This window comes from Paenibacillus hunanensis (genome assembly GCF_014645615.1).
GTDB classification, from domain to species: domain Bacteria; phylum Bacillota; class Bacilli; order Paenibacillales; family Paenibacillaceae; genus Saccharibacillus; species Saccharibacillus hunanensis.
On record NZ_BMMB01000006.1, the window covers coordinates 386,471 to 408,782 of the forward strand.

20 protein-coding genes are annotated in these 22,312 nt (G+C 47.4%); all 20 read left to right on the forward strand.

Annotated features, from left to right (window positions below; genetic code table 11):
• Positions 1–109: 109 nt before the first annotated feature.
• Entirely contained in the window at positions 110–1,372 is a 1,263-nt protein-coding gene (locus tag IEX62_RS15210; protein ID WP_188776384.1) for an adenosylhomocysteinase, read from the forward strand.
• 281 nt (positions 1,373–1,653) lie between these two features.
• Positions 1,654–2,478 carry a DUF2785 domain-containing protein gene (locus IEX62_RS15215; protein WP_188776385.1) on the forward strand — a complete coding sequence of 275 codons (825 nt, stop codon included), beginning with the start codon at positions 1,654–1,656 and terminating at the stop codon, positions 2,476–2,478.
• A 352-nt stretch (positions 2,479–2,830) separates the two neighbouring features.
• Positions 2,831–3,268, forward strand: a complete 438-nt coding sequence (gene mraZ, locus IEX62_RS15220) for a division/cell wall cluster transcriptional repressor MraZ (RefSeq protein WP_188776386.1) — start codon at positions 2,831–2,833, stop codon at positions 3,266–3,268.
• A gap of 21 nt (positions 3,269–3,289) precedes the next feature.
• Entirely contained in the window at positions 3,290–4,258 is a 969-nt protein-coding gene (gene rsmH, locus IEX62_RS15225; RefSeq protein ID WP_188776387.1) for a 16S rRNA (cytosine(1402)-N(4))-methyltransferase RsmH, read from the forward strand.
• A gap of 16 nt (positions 4,259–4,274) precedes the next feature.
• Positions 4,275–4,685 carry a hypothetical protein gene (locus tag IEX62_RS15230; protein WP_188776388.1) on the forward strand — a complete coding sequence of 137 codons (411 nt, stop codon included), beginning with the start codon at positions 4,275–4,277 and terminating at the stop codon, positions 4,683–4,685.
• 17 nt (positions 4,686–4,702) lie between these two features.
• Positions 4,703–7,147 (forward strand): penicillin-binding transpeptidase domain-containing protein, encoded by a 2,445-nt coding sequence (locus IEX62_RS15235; protein ID WP_188776389.1) that lies wholly within the window; start codon positions 4,703–4,705, stop codon positions 7,145–7,147.
• A gap of 169 nt (positions 7,148–7,316) precedes the next feature.
• A complete protein-coding gene (locus IEX62_RS15240) occupies positions 7,317–8,801 on the forward strand; it encodes a UDP-N-acetylmuramoyl-L-alanyl-D-glutamate--2,6-diaminopimelate ligase (protein ID WP_188776390.1) in 1,485 nt (494 codons plus the stop codon).
• 5 nt (positions 8,802–8,806) lie between these two features.
• Entirely contained in the window at positions 8,807–10,207 is a 1,401-nt protein-coding gene (locus IEX62_RS15245) for a UDP-N-acetylmuramoyl-tripeptide--D-alanyl-D-alanine ligase (protein ID WP_308422650.1), read from the forward strand.
• A 4-nt stretch (positions 10,208–10,211) separates the two neighbouring features.
• Positions 10,212–11,183, forward strand: coding sequence for a phospho-N-acetylmuramoyl-pentapeptide-transferase (mraY, locus tag IEX62_RS15250; protein WP_188776392.1), 972 nt, complete (start codon positions 10,212–10,214; stop codon positions 11,181–11,183).
• Complete coding sequence (murD, locus tag IEX62_RS15255; protein ID WP_188776393.1) at positions 11,183–12,655, forward strand: UDP-N-acetylmuramoyl-L-alanine--D-glutamate ligase; 1,473 nt, start codon at positions 11,183–11,185, stop codon at positions 12,653–12,655. The genes mraY and murD overlap by 1 nt, the downstream gene beginning before the upstream one ends.
• 147 nt (positions 12,656–12,802) lie before the next feature.
• Entirely contained in the window at positions 12,803–13,930 is a 1,128-nt protein-coding gene (gene murG / locus IEX62_RS15260; protein WP_188776394.1) for an undecaprenyldiphospho-muramoylpentapeptide beta-N-acetylglucosaminyltransferase, read from the forward strand.
• A 100-nt stretch (positions 13,931–14,030) separates the two neighbouring features.
• Entirely contained in the window at positions 14,031–14,831 is an 801-nt protein-coding gene (locus IEX62_RS15265; protein ID WP_188776395.1) for a cell division protein FtsQ/DivIB, read from the forward strand.
• 412 nt (positions 14,832–15,243) lie between these two features.
• On the forward strand, positions 15,244–16,500 hold the full coding sequence (gene ftsA, locus IEX62_RS15270; protein ID WP_188776396.1) for a cell division protein FtsA: 1,257 nt from the start codon (positions 15,244–15,246) through the stop codon (positions 16,498–16,500).
• Positions 16,501–16,559: 59 nt separating this feature from the next.
• Positions 16,560–17,699 (forward strand): cell division protein FtsZ, encoded by a 1,140-nt coding sequence (gene ftsZ, locus IEX62_RS15275; RefSeq protein WP_188776397.1) that lies wholly within the window; start codon positions 16,560–16,562, stop codon positions 17,697–17,699.
• A 259-nt stretch (positions 17,700–17,958) separates the two neighbouring features.
• On the forward strand, positions 17,959–18,816 hold the full coding sequence (gene pgeF, locus IEX62_RS15280) for a peptidoglycan editing factor PgeF (RefSeq protein ID WP_188776398.1): 858 nt from the start codon (positions 17,959–17,961) through the stop codon (positions 18,814–18,816).
• 7 nt (positions 18,817–18,823) lie between these two features.
• Positions 18,824–19,513, forward strand: a complete 690-nt coding sequence (locus tag IEX62_RS15285) for a YggS family pyridoxal phosphate-dependent enzyme (protein WP_188776399.1) — start codon at positions 18,824–18,826, stop codon at positions 19,511–19,513.
• A 2-nt stretch (positions 19,514–19,515) separates the two neighbouring features.
• A complete protein-coding gene (locus IEX62_RS15290) occupies positions 19,516–19,965 on the forward strand; it encodes a cell division protein SepF (RefSeq protein ID WP_188776400.1) in 450 nt (149 codons plus the stop codon).
• A gap of 7 nt (positions 19,966–19,972) precedes the next feature.
• Entirely contained in the window at positions 19,973–20,242 is a 270-nt protein-coding gene (locus tag IEX62_RS15295) for a YggT family protein (protein WP_229685818.1), read from the forward strand.
• Between the two features lie 362 nt (positions 20,243–20,604).
• A complete protein-coding gene (locus tag IEX62_RS15300; protein WP_188776401.1) occupies positions 20,605–21,387 on the forward strand; it encodes a YlmH family RNA-binding protein in 783 nt (260 codons plus the stop codon).
• 317 nt (positions 21,388–21,704) lie between these two features.
• Positions 21,705–22,298, forward strand: coding sequence for a DivIVA domain-containing protein (locus IEX62_RS15305; RefSeq protein WP_188776402.1), 594 nt, complete (start codon positions 21,705–21,707; stop codon positions 22,296–22,298).
• The last annotated feature ends 14 nt before the right edge of the window (positions 22,299–22,312 follow it).

Genomic DNA, 22,312 nt, shown 5'->3' on the forward strand with positions numbered 1-22,312 from the left:
AGCAACCGGTATGAATTATCGGTTGCTTTTCTATGCATTAAACGATTAAATGGAAGTATTGATTAAATAAAAGATGACTGGATCATCTGAATAGTGGAGGAACGAAAAGATGACATTGCCGTCCATTGAAAAAAGTATTGTAGCCGACATGGCGTTGGCTCCAGAGGGACACCGTAAAATTGAGTGGGTTTCTGCCCATATGCCTGTATTGAACCGCATTCGCGCAGAATTCGAGCGCGATCTGCCGTTTAAAGGACTAAAAGTAACGATCTGTCTGCATCTGGAAGCGAAAACAGCTTACCTGGCAAAGGTTGTACAAGCCGGTGGTGCGGAAGTAACGATTACAGGCAGTAACCCGCTGTCCACACAGGATGATGTGTGTGCTGCACTCGTTGAAGATGGAATTACTGTATTTGCGAAATACAATCCAGATCCTGTCGAGTACAAATCACTTGTACTGCATGCGCTGGAAACAAAGCCTGACCTGATTATCGATGATGGTGGCGATCTGATCACGCTGATGCATGGAGAGCGTCCAGACCTGCTGGAAACGATTCGCGGTGGAGCCGAGGAGACGACAACAGGTATCATTCGTCTGAAAGCATTGCAGAAGGAAGGTACGCTGACACTACCGATGGTAGCGGTCAACGATGCCTATTGTAAGCATCTGTTTGATAACCGCTACGGTACAGGTCAGTCTGTATTCGATGGTATTATCCGTACGACAAACCTGATGATCGCCGGTACAACGGTCGTTGTTGTTGGCTACGGCTGGTGTGGTAAAGGTGTAGCGATGCGTGCAAAGGGTCTCGGTGCAAATGTAATCGTAACCGAAGTGGATGCGATCAAAGCAGTAGAAGCTCATATGGACGGCTTCCACGTGATGCCGATGAGCGAAGCCGCGAAGAAGGGTGATTTCTTCATTACGGTTACAGGTAACAAAGATGTGATCACAGGTGAGCACTACGATGTAATGAAGGACGGCGCGATCGTATGTAATGCGGGTCACTTTGATGTAGAGGCTAACAAGCCAGACCTGGCTGCTCGCGCTGTATCGATCCGTACGGCACGTAAAAACATTGAGGAATATAAAATGCAAGACGGACGCCGCATCTATCTGCTGGCAGAAGGTCGCCTTGTCAATCTGGGCGCAGCGGATGGTCATCCAGCGGAGATTATGGATATGACGTTCGCGCTGCAAGCTGTAGGGCTGCGTTATGTGAACGAAAATTACGAGCAGCTTGGTGCTGGCGTAATCAATGTCCCTTACGAGCTAGACGAGCAGGTTGCACGTTATCGTCTGGAAAGCCTCGGTATCGGTATCGATTCGCTGAGCGATGCGCAGAAGAAGTATCTGGATAGCTGGTCTTAAGTTTCGTATAAGTTAATATTTCTTTTTAGTTAGAGAAATGATAATCATGGAATTACTTTGAAGCTGAAAAGAACGAGGTATTACAAATGTCTGGTGACGCAGCGCAAGTCGCACGTTACCAGACATTTGTTTCATGATTACTTATGTTATTTGTACAACGTAAAGGTGCGCGTCTGATTAAATACATAGTATGTATTAACAGGGGATATATCTGCTTCTACAATTGCCTTCTATAGTAATCATTTAACTACATAAAATTAATTTAAAAATCGGAGTATAACATGAATACAAAAGAAACTCTTAACAAGCTTAAGCAGGATACCACTATGATTCAGCATGCTGATATTGATTCTATGTTAGCATTGATGTTTGCTGAAATAGGTTCAACTGATGCAGAACTTCGAGATAGTATCATATATAGCTTATTTTCAGAAATGATCGTATATCAACCATTAACTATTCAACAACTACATGAGATTAGAGAAAAGGCTTTAAGTCATGAGGGGATGTTTTACAAAATAGGAGAACGAAACACTGACTCTGTATTTACCCGTTCCTTTTCCGTTTTACTTCTACCTCTATTATTAGAGCGTAATAATCGCGAGTATTTTCTAGTAGAAGACCAGATTCAAGAAATAAAGCAGGCTATTTTACGATATTTAAGTGAAGAGAAGGATTTTAGAGGGTATATTGCTGAAAAAGGATGGGGACATGCACTAGCTCATATTTCGGACGCAATAGAATCTATATCAGAGCATAGATGGACAGTATTAGAATCTTCAAGCATATTGGATCGACTGAAGACGATTTTGCAATCCGATGATACGATATTGACCAATCAGGAAGAGGAAAGAATATTAATTGCCATTATGCCTATGATCATACATCAGTTGATCGATAAAAGTATATTGGAGGGCTGGATTCAGTCATTAGCTGATTTTGAATCTACAAATGACACTGCAAAAGATTATGTGATTTTGCATAACACTAAAACTTTCTTGAGTGCACTATACTTTAGATTGAAAAAACATCCTTCTTTACATACTGATACTAATCTTATAGAAAACGCGTTCGATCAATTGAAGCAAAGGTTTTATTTGAGTTAGGCTGAATGTCATTTTATCGATATACATAAAAAGTAAATTCACCTGTGCAGTTGGCGTCAAACACGTACAATAATCGCCCCACAACTATGGCAATACGTCTCTTTACATGTTTTAAAACGCAAACTCTAAGCAAAAAGCCTGAGCCTTCCGATATAAAGGGTTCGGGCTTTTTGCGTATTTTTTTGCAAAGCAATATGCTGCATTACATAAATGATTAAAAAAGATTGCTTTTTTTCAAAAAAAATAGCAGGATGAGAAGGATTTTGATTTTATATGAAGAATCTATTATGCTAGATAGGTGGTGGAAAGTGGTGCAAAGTGGGGAACGATGGGTAAAAGGAGTGAGCCGCCAATGTTCATGGGAGAATTTCAGCATAACATTGACGACAAAGGTCGGATTATCATCCCGGCTAAATTCCGTGATTTACTCGGTTCATCGTTCGTAATTACCCGAGGACTGGACCACTGTCTTTTCGTCTATCCAATGGAGGAGTGGTCTCTATTGGAACAAAAGCTCAAATCGCTTCCGCTCATGAAAGCGGATGCCCGCGCGTTTACCCGATTTTTCTTTTCCGGTGCAACAGAAGGCGAATGGGATAAGCAGGGTAGGGTGAATGTGCCCGTTAACCTGCGCCAATATGCCAGTCTGGATAAAGAATGTATTATCATCGGAGTATCAAGCAGGGTAGAGATATGGAGCCGCTCCGTTTGGGAGCAATATTATAACGAATCAGAACAATCATTTAACGAAATTGCTGAGAAGCTGGTTGATTTTGATCTTGATCTGTAATCGTCTAGGAGGTTTAACAACTTGTTTCATCACATCACTGTATTAAAAGAAGAAGCGACAAATGCACTGGAAATCAAGTCTGATGGCATTTATGTCGACTGTACGCTCGGGGGAGCGGGGCACAGCTCAGTTATTGCAGCTGCCCTGGGAGCAGGCGGCAGACTAATTGCATTTGATCAGGACGATACGGCCTTACGCAATGCTGAACATGTACTTGCGCCTTATAAAGACCGTGTGACCTTGATCAAGAGCAATTTCCGTCATCTAGAGGAGAAGCTTTTGGAAGCGGGAGTTCCGACGGAAGACGGAGTTCCGCAGGTCGATGGCATCCTGTTTGATCTTGGCGTTTCTTCACCTCAATTTGACGATGCCGAGAGGGGATTCAGTTACAATCACGATGCCAAACTGGACATGCGGATGGATCAATCCATCGAATTGACAGCACGCACGATTGTGAACACATGGCCCGAAGAAGAAATCGCCCGCATCTTATATCGATATGGGGAAGAGAAGTTCTCGAAGCGCATCGCTTCTGTCATTGGCAAGCAGCGTGCCATCGCACCGATCGAAACGACCGGGGAGCTGGCGGAGCTAGTCAAGGAAGGTATACCAGCAGCCGCGCGTAGAACGGGCGGTCATCCAGCGAAGCGTAGCTTCCAGGCACTGCGTATTGCGGTCAATGATGAATTGGGAGCCTTTGAAGATGCATTGCATCAATCTGTACGTTGTCTTGCACCAGGCGGACGAGTGTCTGTCATTACGTTCCACTCGTTAGAGGATCGTTTGTGTAAGCAAATATTAGCTGAGTATCTGGAAAAGAATGTAGCACCACCCGGATTTCCCGTTTATGTGAGTAATGGCGGCGTGCTAAAGCTTGTGAATCGCAAGCCGTTGCTTCCGTCCGATGAAGAGGTCACAACAAACAAGCGCGCAAGATCAGCCAAATTGCGAGTCGCGGAAAAGGTGGACAAAAACCAACAAATTCAATAGGCAAGGAGACGGGATTATGGCTTATACGAGAGGAAATCTGGCCGTTCAGGAAAAACCGGCTGACAAGGTTGTCCGAAAGTATCGGCAGACGACGAAGGTTGTTGTACGTCGTGCACAGCTTCCGGTGCAGGAAAAGATGCTTTATTTAGGAACGGTGCTATTTTGCATCGTAATCGCTGGTATCGTGTTGTGGCGCTATGCTTACATCTATGAAGTCAATAAAAACATACAGAATATGGCAAGTACCACGGCCACACTACAGAAGCAGATTACGCAAAACGATCTGCGCAAGCATCTGCTTGAAAATGAAGTGGTGGAGCGCGCAACCGCGCTGGGGTACATACAGCCTGTGGACACTGATCCAATTCAGGTATCCCGTCAAAAGGGAACATCAACCTCGTCAACCGGCACTCAGGATAGCAAGTAAAGCGAGGGATAATGGCAGTGAATAAAAGAATACGACTTCGCACTTTGTTCGTAGGAGGGTGCATCGCCCTCTTTTTTGTTGTCCTTGTGATGCGCGTCTTCTGGCTTCAGGTCGTTCAAGGCTCGGAGTGGCATGAGCGTGCAGTCGAAAATTGGACAACCGATAATGTGATCAAAGCCAAACGGGGTACGATCACAGACCGGAATGGTAATGAGCTGGCGATTGATGCGCCAGCTTATAATGTTGTGTTGAATCCGAAAGTTATCGCTGAGCTGAATGTAAAGGATGATATTGTCAGCGGTCTGCATACGATCCTTGGCACCGATGAGAGCGAGCTTCAGAAGCAGGCGACGTCTGTGGATGATAAAGGTCAGCTTCGCATCTGGCGCGAACTTAACAAAGGTGGACGTCAAATTCCGCAAAATAAAGCGGATGAAGTCAATGCATTAATTGCCAAGCTTAAAGAAAAGACAGGCAAGCGCTATGATGTAGGGTTATCGCTATCTGAGGATTCCAAGCGATATTATCCGAAAAACGAGCTTGCTTCCCATGTGCTCGGTTATACCGACAAGGAAGGCAAGGCAGTTGCTGGGATCGAAGCTTATTACGATCAGCAGCTTAGAGGGGTTAATGGTAAGATCTCGTATGAGAAGGATCGTCAGGGTGATAAGCTGCCAAATTCGAATGATGTGTACACGCCTGTTAAAAATGGCGACAATTTGAAGCTTACGATTGATGAGACGATCCAGTATTATACCGAGCAAGCGATGAAAGAAGCGTACAAGCAGCTGCAACCGAAAAGTATTACGGTCATTGCGGCTGATCCGAATACGATGAATATTCTAGCGATGGCGAATTTGCCGACCTTTGATCCGAATAAATACAATGAAGTGACAACAGAGGACTATGGCGAGTTTACCAACCTGGGCATCAAGGCAATCTACGAACCAGGTTCAACCTTCAAAATTGTCACTCTATCAGGTGCAGTGCAGGAAAATCTGTTCAATCCCGAAGCCACCTACCAATCCGGTACGATTCGTGTGGGCAGTACAACACTGCATGATATTAACCGTGTGGGCTGGGGACCGATTACGTATTTGGAAGGCTTGAAGCGCTCTAGTAACGTAGCTTTCGTTAAGCTCGGCTATGAGATGCTGGGAGCAGAGCGATTGCGTAAATATATTGATGCGTTTGGATTTGGTGTAAAAACAGGAATCGATCTGCCAGGTGAAGTATCTGGTGCGATTACATTCCGTCCAAATATTAAGACCGAGGTAGCCACAGCTGCGTATGGTCATGGACGCGTGCAGGTTACACCTTTACAGCAGCTTTCCGCAGTAGCGGCTGTTGCGAATGGTGGGAAACTACTAACTCCGCATGTCGTGCAATCCATCACTGACCCGAATACAGGGGTCACAACCGATACACCCGTTCATGAGATTCGTCAGGCGATTACTCCAGAAGTGTCTGCCAAGGTACGTGGTTATCTGGAGCAGGTTGTATCGGACCAGCAGATTGGTACGGGTCGCCATGCTTATATCGAGGGCTATCGTGTTGCAGGTAAAACCGGTACTGCCGTAAAGGTTAAAACGGATGGCTCTGGACAGTATGACTATACAAAGCAAGTCGTATCGTTTATCGGCTTTGCGCCAGCCAATGATCCGAAAATTGCCATGATTGTTGTTGTTGACCAGCCGTCTAACTCCAAGCTTGGTGGTGGTACCGCAGCAGCGCCAATTTTCAAACAAATCGTTAGCCAGGCTCTGCCTTATATGGGTGTACCAAAGGTGAGCGAGGATGATAGTAGCAAGGCTAAAACAACTGTACAGCAGACACAGGCGATCTATACAGCACCTGTATTAACAGGCAAGCCGCTGGATCAAGCCAAGAAAAATCTGCTGGCAAAAGGCATTTCGTATAAAGTGGTCGGCTCTGGCAACAAGGTCGTGAAGCAATATCCGGCAGCAGGGGCAACGATGGGAAGCGGACAAAGCATTTACTTGATGACTGAAGAGCCTACTCAAATGGCTATTCCAGATCTGAAGGGTGAGTCGCTACGCGATGCGCTTGAAATCTTGAACTTGATGAAGGTAGAGGTGACGACGACAGGCGAAGGCTATGTGGCGGCTCAGGTGGAATCCGAATCAGGAGGTCGCCGTTCCATTACATTGACGTTGAAGTCAGCAAAGGCTACCATTACGGGTGTAGACGATGAGGATGAAAGCCAGTCCTCCGATCAGAAGACAGATGATGCGACCAAGGGTGATACAGATCAGGATAAGGCTAATCATTCGTCCGATGCCAAATCGACGGATACGAAAACCGATGAAGGTTCATCCGGCAGTAGTCAGAACGAATCCCAGTCGGACTCGGAAGCCACATCTGGTAGCTCATCTGATACAGGTTCTGGCTCCAAACCAGCTTTGAATATTCCGGAGCCGGAAGGTGCACCAACGAACTAATGTATGGGTAAGACAGGATCAGGTGATATTTTGCCCGATACAAGGGTGTGAAGGCATCATATACATTTGATTGATGATAACCCGGCAGAATCAGTCATCACAGGAATGTCTCCTGAATGGCTTGAGTTTTGCCGGGTATCGTTATTAATTTTGGAAAAGAGGAATGAATATGCTGTTATCGGAGGCGTCCAAGCTGTTGATAACGTCCCGGATTCAAGGTGATCCGGCAACACAATTTTCCGGAATGGAGGTGGATTCGCGAGAAGTTCAGCCGGGTGATTTGTTTATTTGCTTGCCCGGGTTGACAGTAGATGGTCATGATTTTGCAGCACAGGCGATTGATAAAGGGGCCTGTGCACTCGTCGTTGAACGAGAGCTGCCTATTGAGGTGCCTCAATTGATCGTGTCTAGCTGTCGTCATGCGATGGCTGTTCTGGGAGATGCCTTTTATCAGCATCCGAGTCGTAGACTGCGAATGATCGGAATTACAGGAACAAACGGTAAGACCACAACTTCTTATCTGATTGAGCGTATTATGAATGACCATGGTGTGAATACCGGTCTGATCGGTACGATCGAGATGCGTTATAACGGTCAGGCTGTACCTATGCCGCGTACGACTCCAGAGGCATTGCTATTACAGCGTATGCTGGGGCAAATGGCTGATTCGGGCGTAGAAGCCTGCGTGATGGAGGTATCGTCACATGCGCTGGAGCAAGGACGTGTGAAGGGGACAGATTATCGCACAGCTATTTTTACGAACATTAGTCAGGATCATCTGGATTACCATAATACGATGGCAGACTATATTGCCGCTAAAGGGTTGTTTTTCAGCCGACTTGGCAACAACTATGCAGAACCAGAGCAGCGCAAATATGCTGTTCTCAACATAGATGATCCAGCTTCTGATTATTATCGCCGCATTACAGCTGCTGACGTTATTACATATGGAGTCGAACAGCCGGCGGATGTACGTGCAACCCATATTCGTATTACCTCAACTGGAACCAGCTTCCATCTGACCACCTTCCGTGGAGAAACGGATGTGACGCTGAAGATGGTGGGTACATTCAATGTATACAATGCGCTAGCTGCGATTACAGCAGCTTTGATCGAAAATGTACCGCTGGAGCATATCCGTCAGAGTCTGGAAAATATCCCGGGTGTAGACGGACGGGTAGAGCTAGTTGATGCAGGACAGCCCTTTGCTGTCATTGTAGACTATGCACATACCCCGGATGGCTTGGATAATGTATTATCTACGATCAAGGAGTTTGCTGAGCAGCGCATTCTAACTGTATTTGGCTGTGGTGGCGATCGAGATCGCACGAAGCGTCCACTGATGGGCAAGGTTGCCGCGAAGTACAGTGATTATACCTTTATCACATCCGATAATCCGCGCACGGAAGATCCTGAATTTATTCTCACCGAAATTGAAGCAGGGCTCAAAGAAGATCGTATTGAGACTGACCGCTATGAGCTGATTGTAGATCGCCGTACCGCAATTCAAAAAGCGGTTGAAATGGCGCAGCCAGGCGATGTACTATTGATTGCGGGCAAAGGCCATGAAACGTATCAGGTCATCGGGAAAGAAACGATTGATTTTGATGATAGGCTGGTAGCCAAAGAAGCGATAAGGGGTCTTTTGAAGTGATAAAAATGACGATTGGGCGCATTGCAGAGATGTGCGGCGGAAAGCTGAACGGAGCTGCCGAAGCGGTCTCCCACGGAGTAGTGATTGATTCACGTCAGGTGTACGAGAATTGCTTATTTATACCGATTATTGGCGAACGCGTTGATGGTCATGATTTTGTAGCCGATGTGCTGTCCAAAGGAGCATCAGCTGCACTGTGGCAGCGTGATCGCGGCGAAGCGCCAGCAGGCAATATTATCGTTGTCGATGATACGCTCCAGGCATTACAGCAGCTCGCAAGTGCCTATCTGGAGCAAAGTGAGGCCAAGGTGATCGGTGTCACAGGCTCTAACGGTAAAACAACGACCAAGGATATGGTAGATGCACTACTCAGTCAGGCGTATCGTGTGCATAAAACACAGGGCAATTTTAACAGTCATATCGGATTGCCATTAACGATTCTAAGCATGCCAGAGCATACCGAAATGATCATTTTGGAAATGGGCATGCGTGGACGTGGTGAGATCGAGCTATTGTCTCATATTGCGCGTCCCCATGCTGCCATTATTACAAATATCGGTGAATCGCATCTGGAGCTACTCGGCACACGTGAAGAAATTGCACGTGCAAAGATGGAGATTGTTAGCGGTCTACGTCCAGATGGATTGTTTGTCTATCATGGCGATGAGCCACTGCTGCATATGCTATTAAACGAGCCAGAGCTACGTGCGCAATCCATGCAAAAGATTGCATTCGGTGTAAACGAATCGAATGATTGGCAGGTTACGGGTGTGATGTCACGTGGACGTTCCACGATATTTACAACAAATGTGCACGAGGATGAAGCGTGGACACTGCCGCTACCAGGATTGCATAATGTCACCAATGCACTCGCAGCGATGGCGATTGCGGTACATTATGGAGTCACACTCGAGCAGATTCGTACGGGCTTATCGGAGTTGAAGCTTAGCGGTATGCGTATTGAGCAGGTAGAGGGTGCAGGTGGTGTAACACTACTGAACGATGCCTACAATGCAAGCCCAAGCTCGATGAAAGCAGCGCTGGATGTACTGGATGGGATGAAGGAGCATCGTCGTCGTATCGCTGTACTGGGTGATATGCTAGAACTGGGTACGGATGAGCAGGTATATCACGAGCAAATGGGAGCGTATGCTGCTACTCGTGTTGATCTGTTATTCACTTACGGTGAACGTGGACGTTATATTGCAGACGCTGCGCGCGCACAAATGTCGCCAGAGCTTGTGTATGACTACACATCCAAGCCAGAGCTTATCTCTGCTCTGCTGGAGACGGTGCAGCAAGGAGACGTTGTGCTGTTCAAAGGGTCCCGAGGAATGAGACTGGAAGAAGTTTTACAGGCGCTGATGCCTGATTCAATAAGCAACGCAGAAGCGCTGGAGGAATAACAAAATGGATTTTCAATTATTACTATTAGCGGCAGCCGCCTCATTTATTTTATCGATCATTGCGATGCCGATTCTGATTCCGGTGTTGCGTCGGATCAAGTTCGGACAACAGGTTCGTAACGATGGGCCGCAAAGTCATTTGAAAAAAGCGGGAACGCCAACGATGGGCGGGATCGTCATCATTTTGGCGGCAACGGTTGTATTTATCAAATTTTCGGTCATAGATACGAATTTCTGGGTGCTGCTCACAGCAACGGTCGGTTTCGGATTGATCGGATTTTTGGACGATTATATCAAAATTGGACTTAAGCGTTCGCTAGGTCTGACAGCAAGACAAAAGCTAGTGGGACAATTGCTGTTCTCCGCCATTATCTGCTTCTTGTTGATCCATAAGGGACATAGCACAGCGCTGAGCATTCCAGGTATGGATGTTACCTTTGACTGGGGGCCATGGTTCTACTATCCATTCATCGTGGTGATGCTGCTGGCGATCAGTAATGCAGTTAACTTTACCGATGGGGTAGATGGTCTGCTATCTGGTGTGAGCGCAATCGCATTTGCAGCGTATGCTGTAATCGCGATTCAGATGTCTTCGCCAGCAGCGGCGGTATGTGCGGCGGCGATGATTGGTGCTGTACTGGGCTTTCTCGTGTTCAATGCTCATCCAGCAAAGGTCTTCATGGGGGATATGGGTTCGCTTGGTATCGGCGGCGCGATTGGCGGTATCGCTATCGTAACGAAAAATGAACTGTTGTTCCTGATCATTGGTCTCGTATTTGTCATCGAGCTGCTATCCGTTGTGATACAGGTCGTATCGTACAAAACACGTAATGGAAAGCGTGTCTTCAAGATGGCGCCGATTCACCATCACTTTGAACTATCCGGCTGGTCAGAGTGGCGCGTTGTAACGACATTCTGGGCAGTAAGCCTGATTCTGGCTGTGATCGGAATTTATATTAGCAAGGGGTTGTCGTAATGAATGCTCCTGAAACATATCAAGGTCTGCCGGTCGTTGTAATCGGATTAGCACGTAGTGGTGTGGAAGCAGCGAAGGCGCTTCACCGTCTAGGTGCGATTGTTACTGTAAATGATCTCAAGCCAAGAGAACAGTCGCCAGAAGCGGCAGAGCTGGAGGGACTGGGGATTGAGGTCATTTGTGGTGGACATCCTGATGGATTGATTCATGCTGACGTTGCACTTCTTGTCAAAAATCCAGGTATTCCTTATACTGCTCCGCCGATCAAGCAGGCGCTGGAGCTTGGACTGGAAATCATTACTGAGGTCGAGCTTGCGTATAAGCTGTCTGATATTCCAATGATCGGTATTACCGGATCGAATGGTAAAACGACAACCACCACCTGGGTGGGCAAAATGCTAGAAGCGAGCAATCTGCATCCGATTGTTGGTGGAAATATCGGTATTCCGCTCTGTCAAGCGGTTGCCGAAGCTGATCCAGCTGTAAAGCCAACGATTGTTGCAGAGCTAAGCAGCTTTCAGCTGAAAGGCACACAGGACTTTAGACCACGTATTGCCTGTCTGCTAAATGTCGCCGAGACCCATCTCGATTATCACGGCTCGATGGATGATTATGTGGAATCCAAACGCAAAATTTTTGCCAATCAGACTACTGGCGATACAGCCGTCTTAAACTGGGATGACAGCTATTGCCGTAGCATTATTCCATATATGGAAGCCGAGCATATTGTTCCGTTTTCCATTTACGAGGAGCTGGGGGCAAGCATCACTGCCGCATCGGCTAGTGCAAAAGCTCCTGCTGCTGCACTGTATGTAACGCCTTCTTTTATCGAAGGTGTCGATGATGAGCTAGAGCGTACCATCATGTATATCGATGGACAAACGGAGATTGCGATCATCCCTGTACATGAGCTAGGCATTCCCGGACGTTACAATGTAGCGAACGCGCTGGCTGCCTGTGCGATGGCAATCGCCGCTGGCTGTAAGCCAGAAGCGCTGGCTGAGCCATTACGCGCATTCCGCGGTGTTGAGCATCGACTGGAATATGTGCGTCAGCATGATGGAGTGGATTACTATAACAATTCCAAAGCGACCAACGCGAGAGCAACGATAATGGCGCTGTCGGCATTTCAGGATCAGGATATCGTCCTGATTGCAGGTGGATTGGATCGCGGCTCGGATTATATGGAGCTTATGCCTACCTTCCAGAGTGGAGTTAAAGGAATCGTGCTGCTTGGACAAACGCGCCATAAGCTAGCACAGGTTGCCGAGCTGGCTGGCATTGCGGATATTGCAGTAATCGATGAAGCTGAAGACACAGTCGCTGCCATCGAGGGCGCAGTACTAGCTGCAAGCAAGATGGCAAGCAAGGGTGATATTGTGCTATTATCTCCAGCATGTGCAAGCTGGGATATGTTCACATCGTATGAAGTACGCGGTGACCAGTTTAAAGCCGCAGTGCACAAGCTGTAATACACATTGGCAGACAAGGATGTATATCAGGCAAAGAGGCATGTAATAAACGGCTTAGCTTCTCTCCTGATCCATCTTATCTTATATACCATAGCTTTAGAGTTGCGATGAGTGATATACCATTCCATTTCGAAAGGGGGTTCGATTATGCGAATTATTTTAACCGGAGGCGGTACAGGTGGACATATCTATCCTGCGCTGGCGATTGCTGAGCAATGCAGAGAGCAGGGCATCAAAGCTGAATTTCTGTATATCGGCGGTAAACGGGGATTGGAAACGAAAATTGTGCCTGAGGCCAAAATTCGTTTTGAATCCATCGACATTACCGGATTCCGAAGGAGTCTGTTTTCGCTTGAAAATATTAGAACAATTAATCGCTTCATTCAGGGTGTGAAAATTTCAAAAAAGCTCATCCGTGAATTTCGCCCTGATATTGTGATCGGTACAGGTGGTTATGTATGCGGGCCTGTCGTGTATGCGGCAGCCAAGCTAGGCATCCCTACTCTAGTGCATGAGCAAAATGCGATTCCAGGCTTAACGAATTTATTTTTAAGCGGATATGCCAATACGGTAGCGGTAAGCTTTGAAGATGCATTGCCTCGCTTCAAGCGCGCCAAGCGTGTACTATTTACCGGTAATCCGCGTGCCACGATGGTTCAGCATGCTGACCGTGAACGTGGGCTTGCCTCACTGGGACTGCCTGCTGATGCACAGATTGTGCTGATGGTTGGCGGTAGCCGCGGTGCCAGAGCGCTCGTAGAGGCGATGGTACAGGCTGCACCACTGCTAGAGCAAAAGCCGGATGTGCATTACGTATTTGTGACCGGTGAAATTTATTATGATGAGATCTATGAGCGCATTGAGGAAGCGGTTGAGACCATTCCGACGAATCTGCACGTACTTCCGTATATTCCTAATATGCCGGAGGTGCTAGCAGCGACATCGCTGTTAATCGGTCGTGCAGGTGCCTCATCACTGGCGGAAATTACGTCGCTGGGCACACCGTCAATCTTGATTCCATCTCCCAATGTAACCAACAATCATCAGGAGGCGAATGCGTTAGCTTTGAAAAAAGCCGGTGCAGCCGAGATGCTGCTGGAGCGTGATCTGAGCGGACAATCGCTCGTCACCATTGTAGATCGCATCATGAATGATAAGCAGGAGCGCAAGCGAATGTCCGAAGCTTCATCGGCGCTAGGAACGCCACAATCTGCATTCCTGTTACTAGAGGAAATGCAGCGTCTGATTGCTGAAAAGAAAGCAGACAAGCACTGAGCAGAGCCTCTACGGAGCATGATCGTGCTTACCGATGAACGGCAGCAAGGGGCTGCACATCTGTCGAGTGAACCGAAATACGAATTACTGGAGAACTGCCATGCCTAAGCAAAAATTGATTGTATTACCGAAAAATGAACCTTCTGCCCAGATCGGACCGTCCTCCAAACGTAGACGAGGCTTTAGCCCACGCACCAGGTGGATTGTCATCCTGAGCATTTTGTTTGTTGTTGCGCTGGGTATCGTATTCTGGTTTTCGCCGATCGGCAAAATATCGCAGATTACGTTTACCGGCAATGCCTTTACCTCCAAAGAGGATTTGTTATCTGTGACACGGCTTGCCAAAGGGGATGCCTTCTATGGGATCTCGGCAGCGACGATCAAATCCAGATTAAAAACGATTCCGGCAATTGAGGATGCGACGATTACGAAGGAATTTCCGGGCAAAATCGATATTCATGTTACCGAATATCCGGTTGTTGCCTATGAACTGGCTACATCTGGCGAGCTAACGGCTATTTTGCAGAACGGTTCCTCCGTACGTGCAGATGATCGCGGCGTCGCTGTAGAGAAGCCTGTGCTTACCCAGTGGGCGGATTACCAGAAGGAAAAGGTGGCGCTGTGCAAGGTGCTGGGCACGATTCCGAATGAGCTAACGTCAGACATATCAGAAATTATGCCATCGCCAACTCCATCGTTTCCCGATCGTATTATGATCTATACGCGTTCTCAGTTTGAGGTCATTACGAGTATTTCACTCCTGGCAGACAAGGTCGAGTATTTGAATCAGGTCATTGAGACACAGCCACCGGGTATTATCACGATGCTGGAAGCCGATTCATACACACCATTTGTTCCACAGGACGCGGAAGGCGAAGCAGACGGTACAGGAACACAATGATATGTATAGCGGTTCTATCCGTGATGTAAATGCTGCTTGTAAGCATCGATTTGCCTGTAATCGCGCTGGATATGATGTCGGCACTTTCTGTGTAGCCGGAAAAATGCTAGAATAAGTTTGGCAGATATTAAAGTTTTGTAAACTTTGAATCCCATATGGTTCAGCCATGAATGTGTAACGGTACAATCGTTCTTTTTTCTTTAAACTTTTACAGCTTCATAGGGAATCTAAAGTTAACAACAGATATTAAAAAGTTTGCAGAAAAAAGAGGGAAAGTATGGACCATGTTGAATACTACTGTAGAGAGCAATATTAAAAAATGTTTTTCGGAAATTGAATTTCCAGTTCGATTCAATCGGTCGGAATTAAGGAAATTCGCCATTTTATGGAATTTGCAGGAGGTGCCAGGGGCTTGAGCAACAATGACATCATTGTTAGTTTGGACATCGGTACATCCAAAGTTCGTGCTATTATCGGGGAAATTAACAATGGAACCTTTAATATTATTGGAGTTGGATCTGCCGACTCGGAAGGGATTCGCAAAGGCGCAATCGTGGATATTGACCAGACTGTGCAATCCATCCGAAATGCAGTTGATCATGCTGAGCGTATGGTCGGCATTCAAATATCTGAAGTAATCGTGGGTATTTCCGGAAATCATATCGGACTTCAAACGAGCCATGGAGTTGTAGCCGTATCCAACGAAGATCGTGAAATTGGCGAAGAGGATATCGAACGGGTGCTGAAGGCTGCGGAAGTCATTGCACTTCCTCCTGAACGTGAAATTATCGATGTTGTCGCCAAACAGTATGTCGTGGATGGACTGGAAGGAATTCAGGACCCACGCGGAATGATCGGCGTACGACTGGAAGTAGAAGCTACCATCATCACTGGCGCGAAAACCTCTATTCACAATTTACTTCGCTGTGTGGAAAAAGCAGATCTGCATATTAAGGATCTGGTGCTAATCTCTCTTGGTGCAGGTCAACTGGCTCTGTCCAAGGATGAAAAGACGATGGGTGCTGTGCTTGTAGATATCGGCGCGGGCTCATCCACAATCGCGGTATTCGAGGAAGGAGCGCTTAAAGCAACATCCACGTTGCCGATTGGCGGCGAGTTCGTAACGAATGACATCGCATACGGACTTCGTACTCTGACGGAGAATGCCGAAAAGGTGAAGCTGAAATATGGCTGTGCACTTGTTGAAGAAGCGGCAGCAGATGTCGTGTTCAAGGTGCAGCGTATCGGCAGCAATGTCGATAAGGAGTTTACCCAGCAAGATCTGGCTGCTATTATTGAGCCGCGTGTACAGGAAATCTTCGAGCTGATTCGTCAGGAAGTTGTACGGCTCGGTTACCATGAGCTTCCTGGTGGTTATATACTCACAGGAGGTACAGTTTCGATGCCGGGCGTGCTTGAGATCGCTCGCGAGGAGCTGGCGGCTTCTGTACGGGTAGCAGTTCCTGATTATATCGGTGTACGCGATCCTGCTTATACAAGCGGAGTAGGTATTTTGTATAATGTAATCCGTAATATTCGCGGTGGCGGCAGTACGGCTGGTGCAAGCAAAAAGGCACCTGCACGCAACAAGGCCGCATCGACCCCGGAGAGCAGCGCAAAACCGGGCTTGATTGAACGGCTCAAAAACATGTTCAGTGAATTTATCTGATGAAGTTTATTCTAGCTGGAAAAGAGCCATTCATGGACATTGAGGGGGAGATGGGATAGATGTTGGAATTCGATTTTGAAATGGAAAGCCTGGCCCAGATTAAGGTCATCGGCGTAGGTGGCGGCGGAAGCAATGCCGTGAACCGTATGATCGAAAATGGTGTACAAGGCGTAGAATTTATAACGGTAAATACAGATGCACAGGCACTGCATCTGGCGAAATCCGAGCATAAGCTGCAAATCGGTGATAAGCTGACTCGTGGACTTGGCGCTGGCGCTAATCCTGAAGTAGGTAAAAAAGCAGCTGAGGAATCTCGCGATCTGATCAGCAACACACTCAAAGGTGCAGATATGGTATTCGTTACTGCTGGTATGGGTGGCGGTACAGGTACAGGGGCTGCTCCAGTGATTGCTGAGATCGCTAGAGAATGCGGCGCGCTGACTGTGGGCGTAGTAACTCGTCCATTTACCTTTGAAGGACGCAAACGCTTCTCTCATGCAGAGCAGGGCATCGAAGCACTGAAGGAAAAAGTAGACACACTGATCGTGATTCCAAACGATCGTTTGCTCGAAATCGTCGATAAAAAGACGCCGATGCTGGAAGCATTCCGTGAAGCGGATAATGTACTGCGTCAAGCGGTTCAGGGTATTTCTGACCTGATCGCTGTACCGGGACTAATCAACCTTGACTTTGCCGATGTAAAAACAATCATGACCGAGCGTGGCTCTGCATTGATGGGTATCGGTGAAGCAACAGGTGAGAACCGTGCGGCTGAAGCAGCACGTAAAGCGATTATGAGCCCACTGCTTGAAACCTCGATTGAGGGTGCACGCGGTGTGATCATGAACATCACAGGGGGTACGAACCTGTCCCTGTACGAAGTAAATGAAGCGGCTGAGATCGTAACAAGCGCTTCCGATCCAGAAGTGAATATGATCTTTGGTGCGATTATCGACGAGAACCTGAAGGAAGAAATTAAGGTAACCGTCATCGCCACTGGATTTGAGCATAAGCCTGCACAGCCGTTGCAGCCTGCACGCCGTCCAGCAGCAAGCCAGCAGCCACAAAGCTCCAGCGAGCCTGTTGAAGAAAAAGCGCCTAATCCGCGCCAATTCAACAACAATCAGCAGCAGCCAAGCGGCGATCAATTGGACATTCCGACCTTCCTGCGTAATCGTTCCCGTCATAAAAACGACTAGAACCTTGCCTGCGCAGGGCATTACAGGTTACGATAAAAGGACTTGTTTTCTGCGGAAAACAGGTCCTTTTTGTTTTGACATATAGGTGTAAGCTGGCAGAATATGCTACAGTAATAAATACAGCTATCAAAATAGGTGCGCAGCGTCATCGCATGATAACAATGTCAGATTGAGTTGTATTTTGATGTACTAACAAGGAATGATGAGCGGACGGGCTCATTGAACATAACGATAGATCATCAGGATAGCGAGGTGTAGGATGGAGCCGTTTCAAAGTAATTGGCAAACAGGCGTAACGGAGCAGCGTCCAGAGCTGTTTCTGCTAAGCGGTAAAGAATGGAGCGATGGAATTAGTGCTGGCTTTACCGGAAGGCGTGGAGGCATCAGCAAGGCGCCATATGATTCCTTTAATCTTGCTTATCATGTAGAGGATCAGCCAGAGGATGTACTGGAGAATCGACGTTTGCTATGTCAGCAGCTTGGCTTTGATCCTAAAGGTTGGGTGTGTGGTGAGCAGGTACATAGCAATCATATTGCCTGTGTGACCGCAGAGGATTCAGGCAAGGGCTGGGCAGATCGAGCAAGTGCCTTTCAGGATACAGATGGCTTAATTACCAATGTACCGGGCATACTGCTGACTTCCTTTTACGCGGATTGTGTGCCATTATATTTTATAGACCCTGTTCGGCGTGTCGTTGGGCTTGCTCATGCGGGCTGGAAAGGTACAGTCGCTGATATTGCAGGTGAGATGATTCGCACGATGGAGCGTCAATATGGCAGTCAAGCTGCTGATCTGCGTGCAGCGATCGGGCCATCGATCGGGATGGGACAATATGAAGTCGATGAGCGCGTCATGGAGCATGTCGATGTTTGGACAGGCAGGCTTGAGGGTAATGGACAAGTGCCTACATATGCAAAATCCGGCGCTCCGGGCAAAACGTGGCTTGATTTAAAACAATTAAACCGTGAATTGATGATTTTTGCAGGAATACAGCCTCAGCATATCGAAGTTAGTCAGTGGTGTACGCACGAACGCCATGATCTATTCTTTTCTTATCGTGCAGATGGCGGTCGTACAGGCCGCATGGCAAGCTGGGCTGGTATAGAAACGGAGTGACTACAGATTGGGATTGCAGGAACGAATCGCTCAAGTAGAGCAGCGCATTCAAGCCGCTTGTGAGCGCAGTGGACGCCAGGCAAGTGACGTACAGATGGTAGCCGTAACGAAATACGTATCGACCGAGAAAACGGGTCAGGTGCTGGATGCGGGACTGATTCATCTGGGCGAAAATCGCTGGCAAAATGCGAAGGATAAATGGGAAGCGCTGCATGAACGTGGAGTATGGCATTTTATCGGACATTTGCAGACAAACAAGGTCAAGGATGTTATCGGCAAGTTTGAATATATTCATTCGTTGGATCGATTATCGCTAGCGAAGGAGCTGGAGAAAAAAGCAGCCGAGCTGGAGCTGATCGTGAAGGTGTTTGTACAGATTAATGTATCGGGTGAGGAGTCCAAGTATGGTCTTGCACCGGAAGCGGTAGAGGACTTTTTCCAAGCCTTACAGCAGATGCCGCATCTGAAGGTAGTCGGTCTGATGACGATGGCGCCTGAGGTGGACGAGCCAGAACAGACGCGTCCGGTATTCAGAGGGTTGCGTGAGCTGAGAGATCAGCTTAATACGCTTGGATTAACGGCAGAGCCGATCAAGCATCTGTCGATGGGGATGTCGGGTGATTTTGAGATTGCTGTTGAGGAAGGGGCGACATTTGTACGCCTCGGCTCGATCCTGGTTGGCAAAGAGGAGGATTAACGATGGGTGTAATGAATCGGTTTATGAATTTTCTCGGGCTTCAGGAGGAAGAGGAAGTTGTAGAACGCGAGCAGATTATCGAAGAAGAAGTCGATTCTCGTGAAACTTCTCCTGCGGATGCACGTAGAAACAGTAGAGCCAATAATGTCGTCAGTATTCATTCACAGAAAAATGTCAAAGTCATTTTGAACGAGCCGCGCAGCTATGATGAAGCTCAGGACATTGCAGATCATCTGCGTTCGCATCGCTCGGTGATCGTCAATTTGCAGCGTGTTCGTAACGATCAGGCGCTGCGTATTATCGATTTTATGAGCGGTACGGTCTATGCACTGGGTGGTAGCATTTCCAAGATCGGCGGCAACATTTTCCTGTGTACACCGGATACAGTCGAAATCGAGGGCACAATCGCTGAGATTATGAGCGACGATTTTGATTATAACAAGATGAGGTGATCGGAAGTTGAGCGTATTTTTCGAAATTCTCGGTATTGCATACCGAATCTACATGTACATGATTATTATCTATATCCTGATGTCCTGGCTGCCTAGTGCTCGTGAGAGCTCTTTTGGTCAATTGCTGGCGCGTCTGGTTGAACCTTATCTTGCGCCTTTCCGTCGCTTTATTCCGCCAATCGGAGGCGTACTGGATATTTCGCCGATCGTCGCTCTGTTTGTATTACAGCTGGCGTTTAGCGGATTGATTTACCTGTTGCAAACGATTTTGTTCTAATCGGGTATTCATCGTTTGCACATGTACAGAATGTGTAAGGATTCAAAGCTGAAGCACCAAGCAGACAATAGTGGGACTGTTGCTCTGCTGCATGCTTCGGCTTTTTGCTTTGGATAGGATTTGCTTGGAATAGACGATAGCTGGGTGAATAGAAGATAGCAGAGGAATGGGCTAATTCAGACTCAACCCATGAGCTACCTATGCAGTCATTCGAGCTTTATATAGCGATTAATTTTATCAAAGAGAGACAGCTGCTGAATGGAATAGATGATATAGACCAGATATCAGAGTGAAAAGTATCAGCGTAAAAGGTCATTGTACATCATCTATACAGCGGTCTGGAGGAAAGGTAGTTAGCAGGTATGAACAAAACTATTTTTAGTCATTTTCATCCAGACGAGCGAGAATTTGTGGAACGGGCAGCCGAGTGGATTGAGAATGCAGCCCGTTATCATGAACAGAAGCTGACGGATTTTCTTGATCCGCGTCAGGCGTATATATTGTCCACACTGGCGGCTCGTGAGCCCGATGTGCAGATCCGACTGGAGGGTGGATCGGAGCATGCAGAGCGTAGACGTGCATTAATTGCACCGGATTATGCGGATCTATCGCAGGAAGATATGCAGCTGACGGTGCTGGAGATTACACCAGAAGGGCAACGTTTTACCGAGCTGGAGCATGGCGATTATATGGGCTCGCTGCTTGGACTCGGAATGAAGCGCGACAAGATTGGCGATATTCATGTCCTGGATGATGGCTGTCATACCGTCGTTGCCACGGAGATTGCATCGTATCTTAATTTGAATATGAATCAGGTACACCGACTACATGTGATGACCAGTCTATTACCGATTGAGCAATTACGTGCTGCCGAGCAGGAGCTGCAAACGATGGACCTATCTGTCGCTTCGATGCGACTGGATGGTATCGCCAGCGATGTGTATCGACTAAGTCGCAGTAAAATACTCGTACCGATCAAGGCTGGGCGTTGTAAGGTCAACTGGAAGCCAGAGGAAGATCCTTCTCATGCGCTCAAAGAAGGCGATGTAGTATCGGTACAGGGAATGGGACGCTTCAAGGTGCTGGAGCTGGAAGGTATTACGAAAAAAGGCCGTTACCGTGTGAAAATCGGGAAATTCGTGTAAGCGTCGGCAGGAATATAACGAGGCGATGCTGAATATATAAAAGAGCCCGTGTTGTTTCAATGGAACCACATATCGGTGTATATACAAAAGGATCGCGGCATGCGTCCAGCTGATTCCGTATGGTCGATACGATGTCGTTCAGGCACTGTCTGGCGGTATATATAGGAATACGGGCTTCACAATAGGCGGCATGCTGCCGATATCGTTATCATGTTATTCATTTCGGTAGTAAGCTAGTGTTCAACGATGCTGAAATACAGTATGATAACAATACAAAAGGCAATTCAACGGCCTAATATCATAGGAGGTGTCTATCCATGCCATTAACCCCGCTGGATATACATAATAAGGAATTCTCGCGTCGGCTGCGTGGTTATGACGAAGATGAAGTGAATGAGTTTCTCGATCAGGTAATCAAGGATTATGAGGGACTGATTCGCGAAAACAAGGATTTGCAAAATCAGCTGCTTGCTGTGCAGGAGCGTCTGGATCATTTTGCGAATCTGGAGGAGACACTGAGTAAAACGATCATCGTTGCCCAGGAAGCAGCGGATGAGGTAAAGAACAACGCCAAGAAGGAAGCGCAGCTCATTATTAAGGAATCCGAGAAAAATGCGGATCGTATCATTAATGAGTCGCTGTCGAAGGCGCGCAAGGTGTCGATGGAAGTGGAAGAGCTTAAAAAGCAGGCTTCGATCTATCGTACTCGTTTCCGGACACTGGTGGAGGCACAGCTGGAGCTGCTCAGTCAGGACGGCTGGGACGCCTTGGAAAATCAAACCCGCGAGCTGGAGCGTACAAGCAGTGAGCGTCAGGAGCGCAATGAGCGCGACCGTGAGCAGTGGAATCGTGAACGTCAGGACGAGCGCGAGCCGGAAGAAAATCGTTCGGTAAGTGGCGATCTCTACTAAGCGGCTACATTATG

Bases quoted from the DNA above. Each gene is read 5' to 3' on its own strand.
- IEX62_RS15210 (WP_188776384.1), top strand. From the start codon at position 110: ATGACATTGCCGTCCATTGAAAAAAGTATTGTAGCCGACATGGCGTTG.
- IEX62_RS15215 (WP_188776385.1), top strand. From the start codon at position 1,654: ATGAATACAAAAGAAACTCTTAACAAGCTTAAGCAGGATACCACTATG.
- mraZ (WP_188776386.1), top strand. From the start codon at position 2,831: ATGTTCATGGGAGAATTTCAGCATAACATTGACGACAAAGGTCGGATT.
- IEX62_RS15230 (WP_188776388.1), top strand. From the start codon at position 4,275: ATGGCTTATACGAGAGGAAATCTGGCCGTTCAGGAAAAACCGGCTGAC.
- IEX62_RS15240 (WP_188776390.1), top strand. From the start codon at position 7,317: ATGCTGTTATCGGAGGCGTCCAAGCTGTTGATAACGTCCCGGATTCAA.
- IEX62_RS15245 (WP_308422650.1), top strand. From the start codon at position 8,807: ATGACGATTGGGCGCATTGCAGAGATGTGCGGCGGAAAGCTGAACGGA.
- mraY (WP_188776392.1), top strand. From the start codon at position 10,212: ATGGATTTTCAATTATTACTATTAGCGGCAGCCGCCTCATTTATTTTA.
- murD (WP_188776393.1), top strand. From the start codon at position 11,183: ATGAATGCTCCTGAAACATATCAAGGTCTGCCGGTCGTTGTAATCGGA.
- murG (WP_188776394.1), top strand. From the start codon at position 12,803: ATGCGAATTATTTTAACCGGAGGCGGTACAGGTGGACATATCTATCCT.
- IEX62_RS15265 (WP_188776395.1), top strand. From the start codon at position 14,031: ATGCCTAAGCAAAAATTGATTGTATTACCGAAAAATGAACCTTCTGCC.
- ftsZ (WP_188776397.1), top strand. From the start codon at position 16,560: ATGTTGGAATTCGATTTTGAAATGGAAAGCCTGGCCCAGATTAAGGTC.
- pgeF (WP_188776398.1), top strand. From the start codon at position 17,959: ATGGAGCCGTTTCAAAGTAATTGGCAAACAGGCGTAACGGAGCAGCGT.
- IEX62_RS15290 (WP_188776400.1), top strand. From the start codon at position 19,516: ATGGGTGTAATGAATCGGTTTATGAATTTTCTCGGGCTTCAGGAGGAA.
- IEX62_RS15300 (WP_188776401.1), top strand. From the start codon at position 20,605: ATGAACAAAACTATTTTTAGTCATTTTCATCCAGACGAGCGAGAATTT.
- IEX62_RS15305 (WP_188776402.1), top strand. From the start codon at position 21,705: ATGCCATTAACCCCGCTGGATATACATAATAAGGAATTCTCGCGTCGG.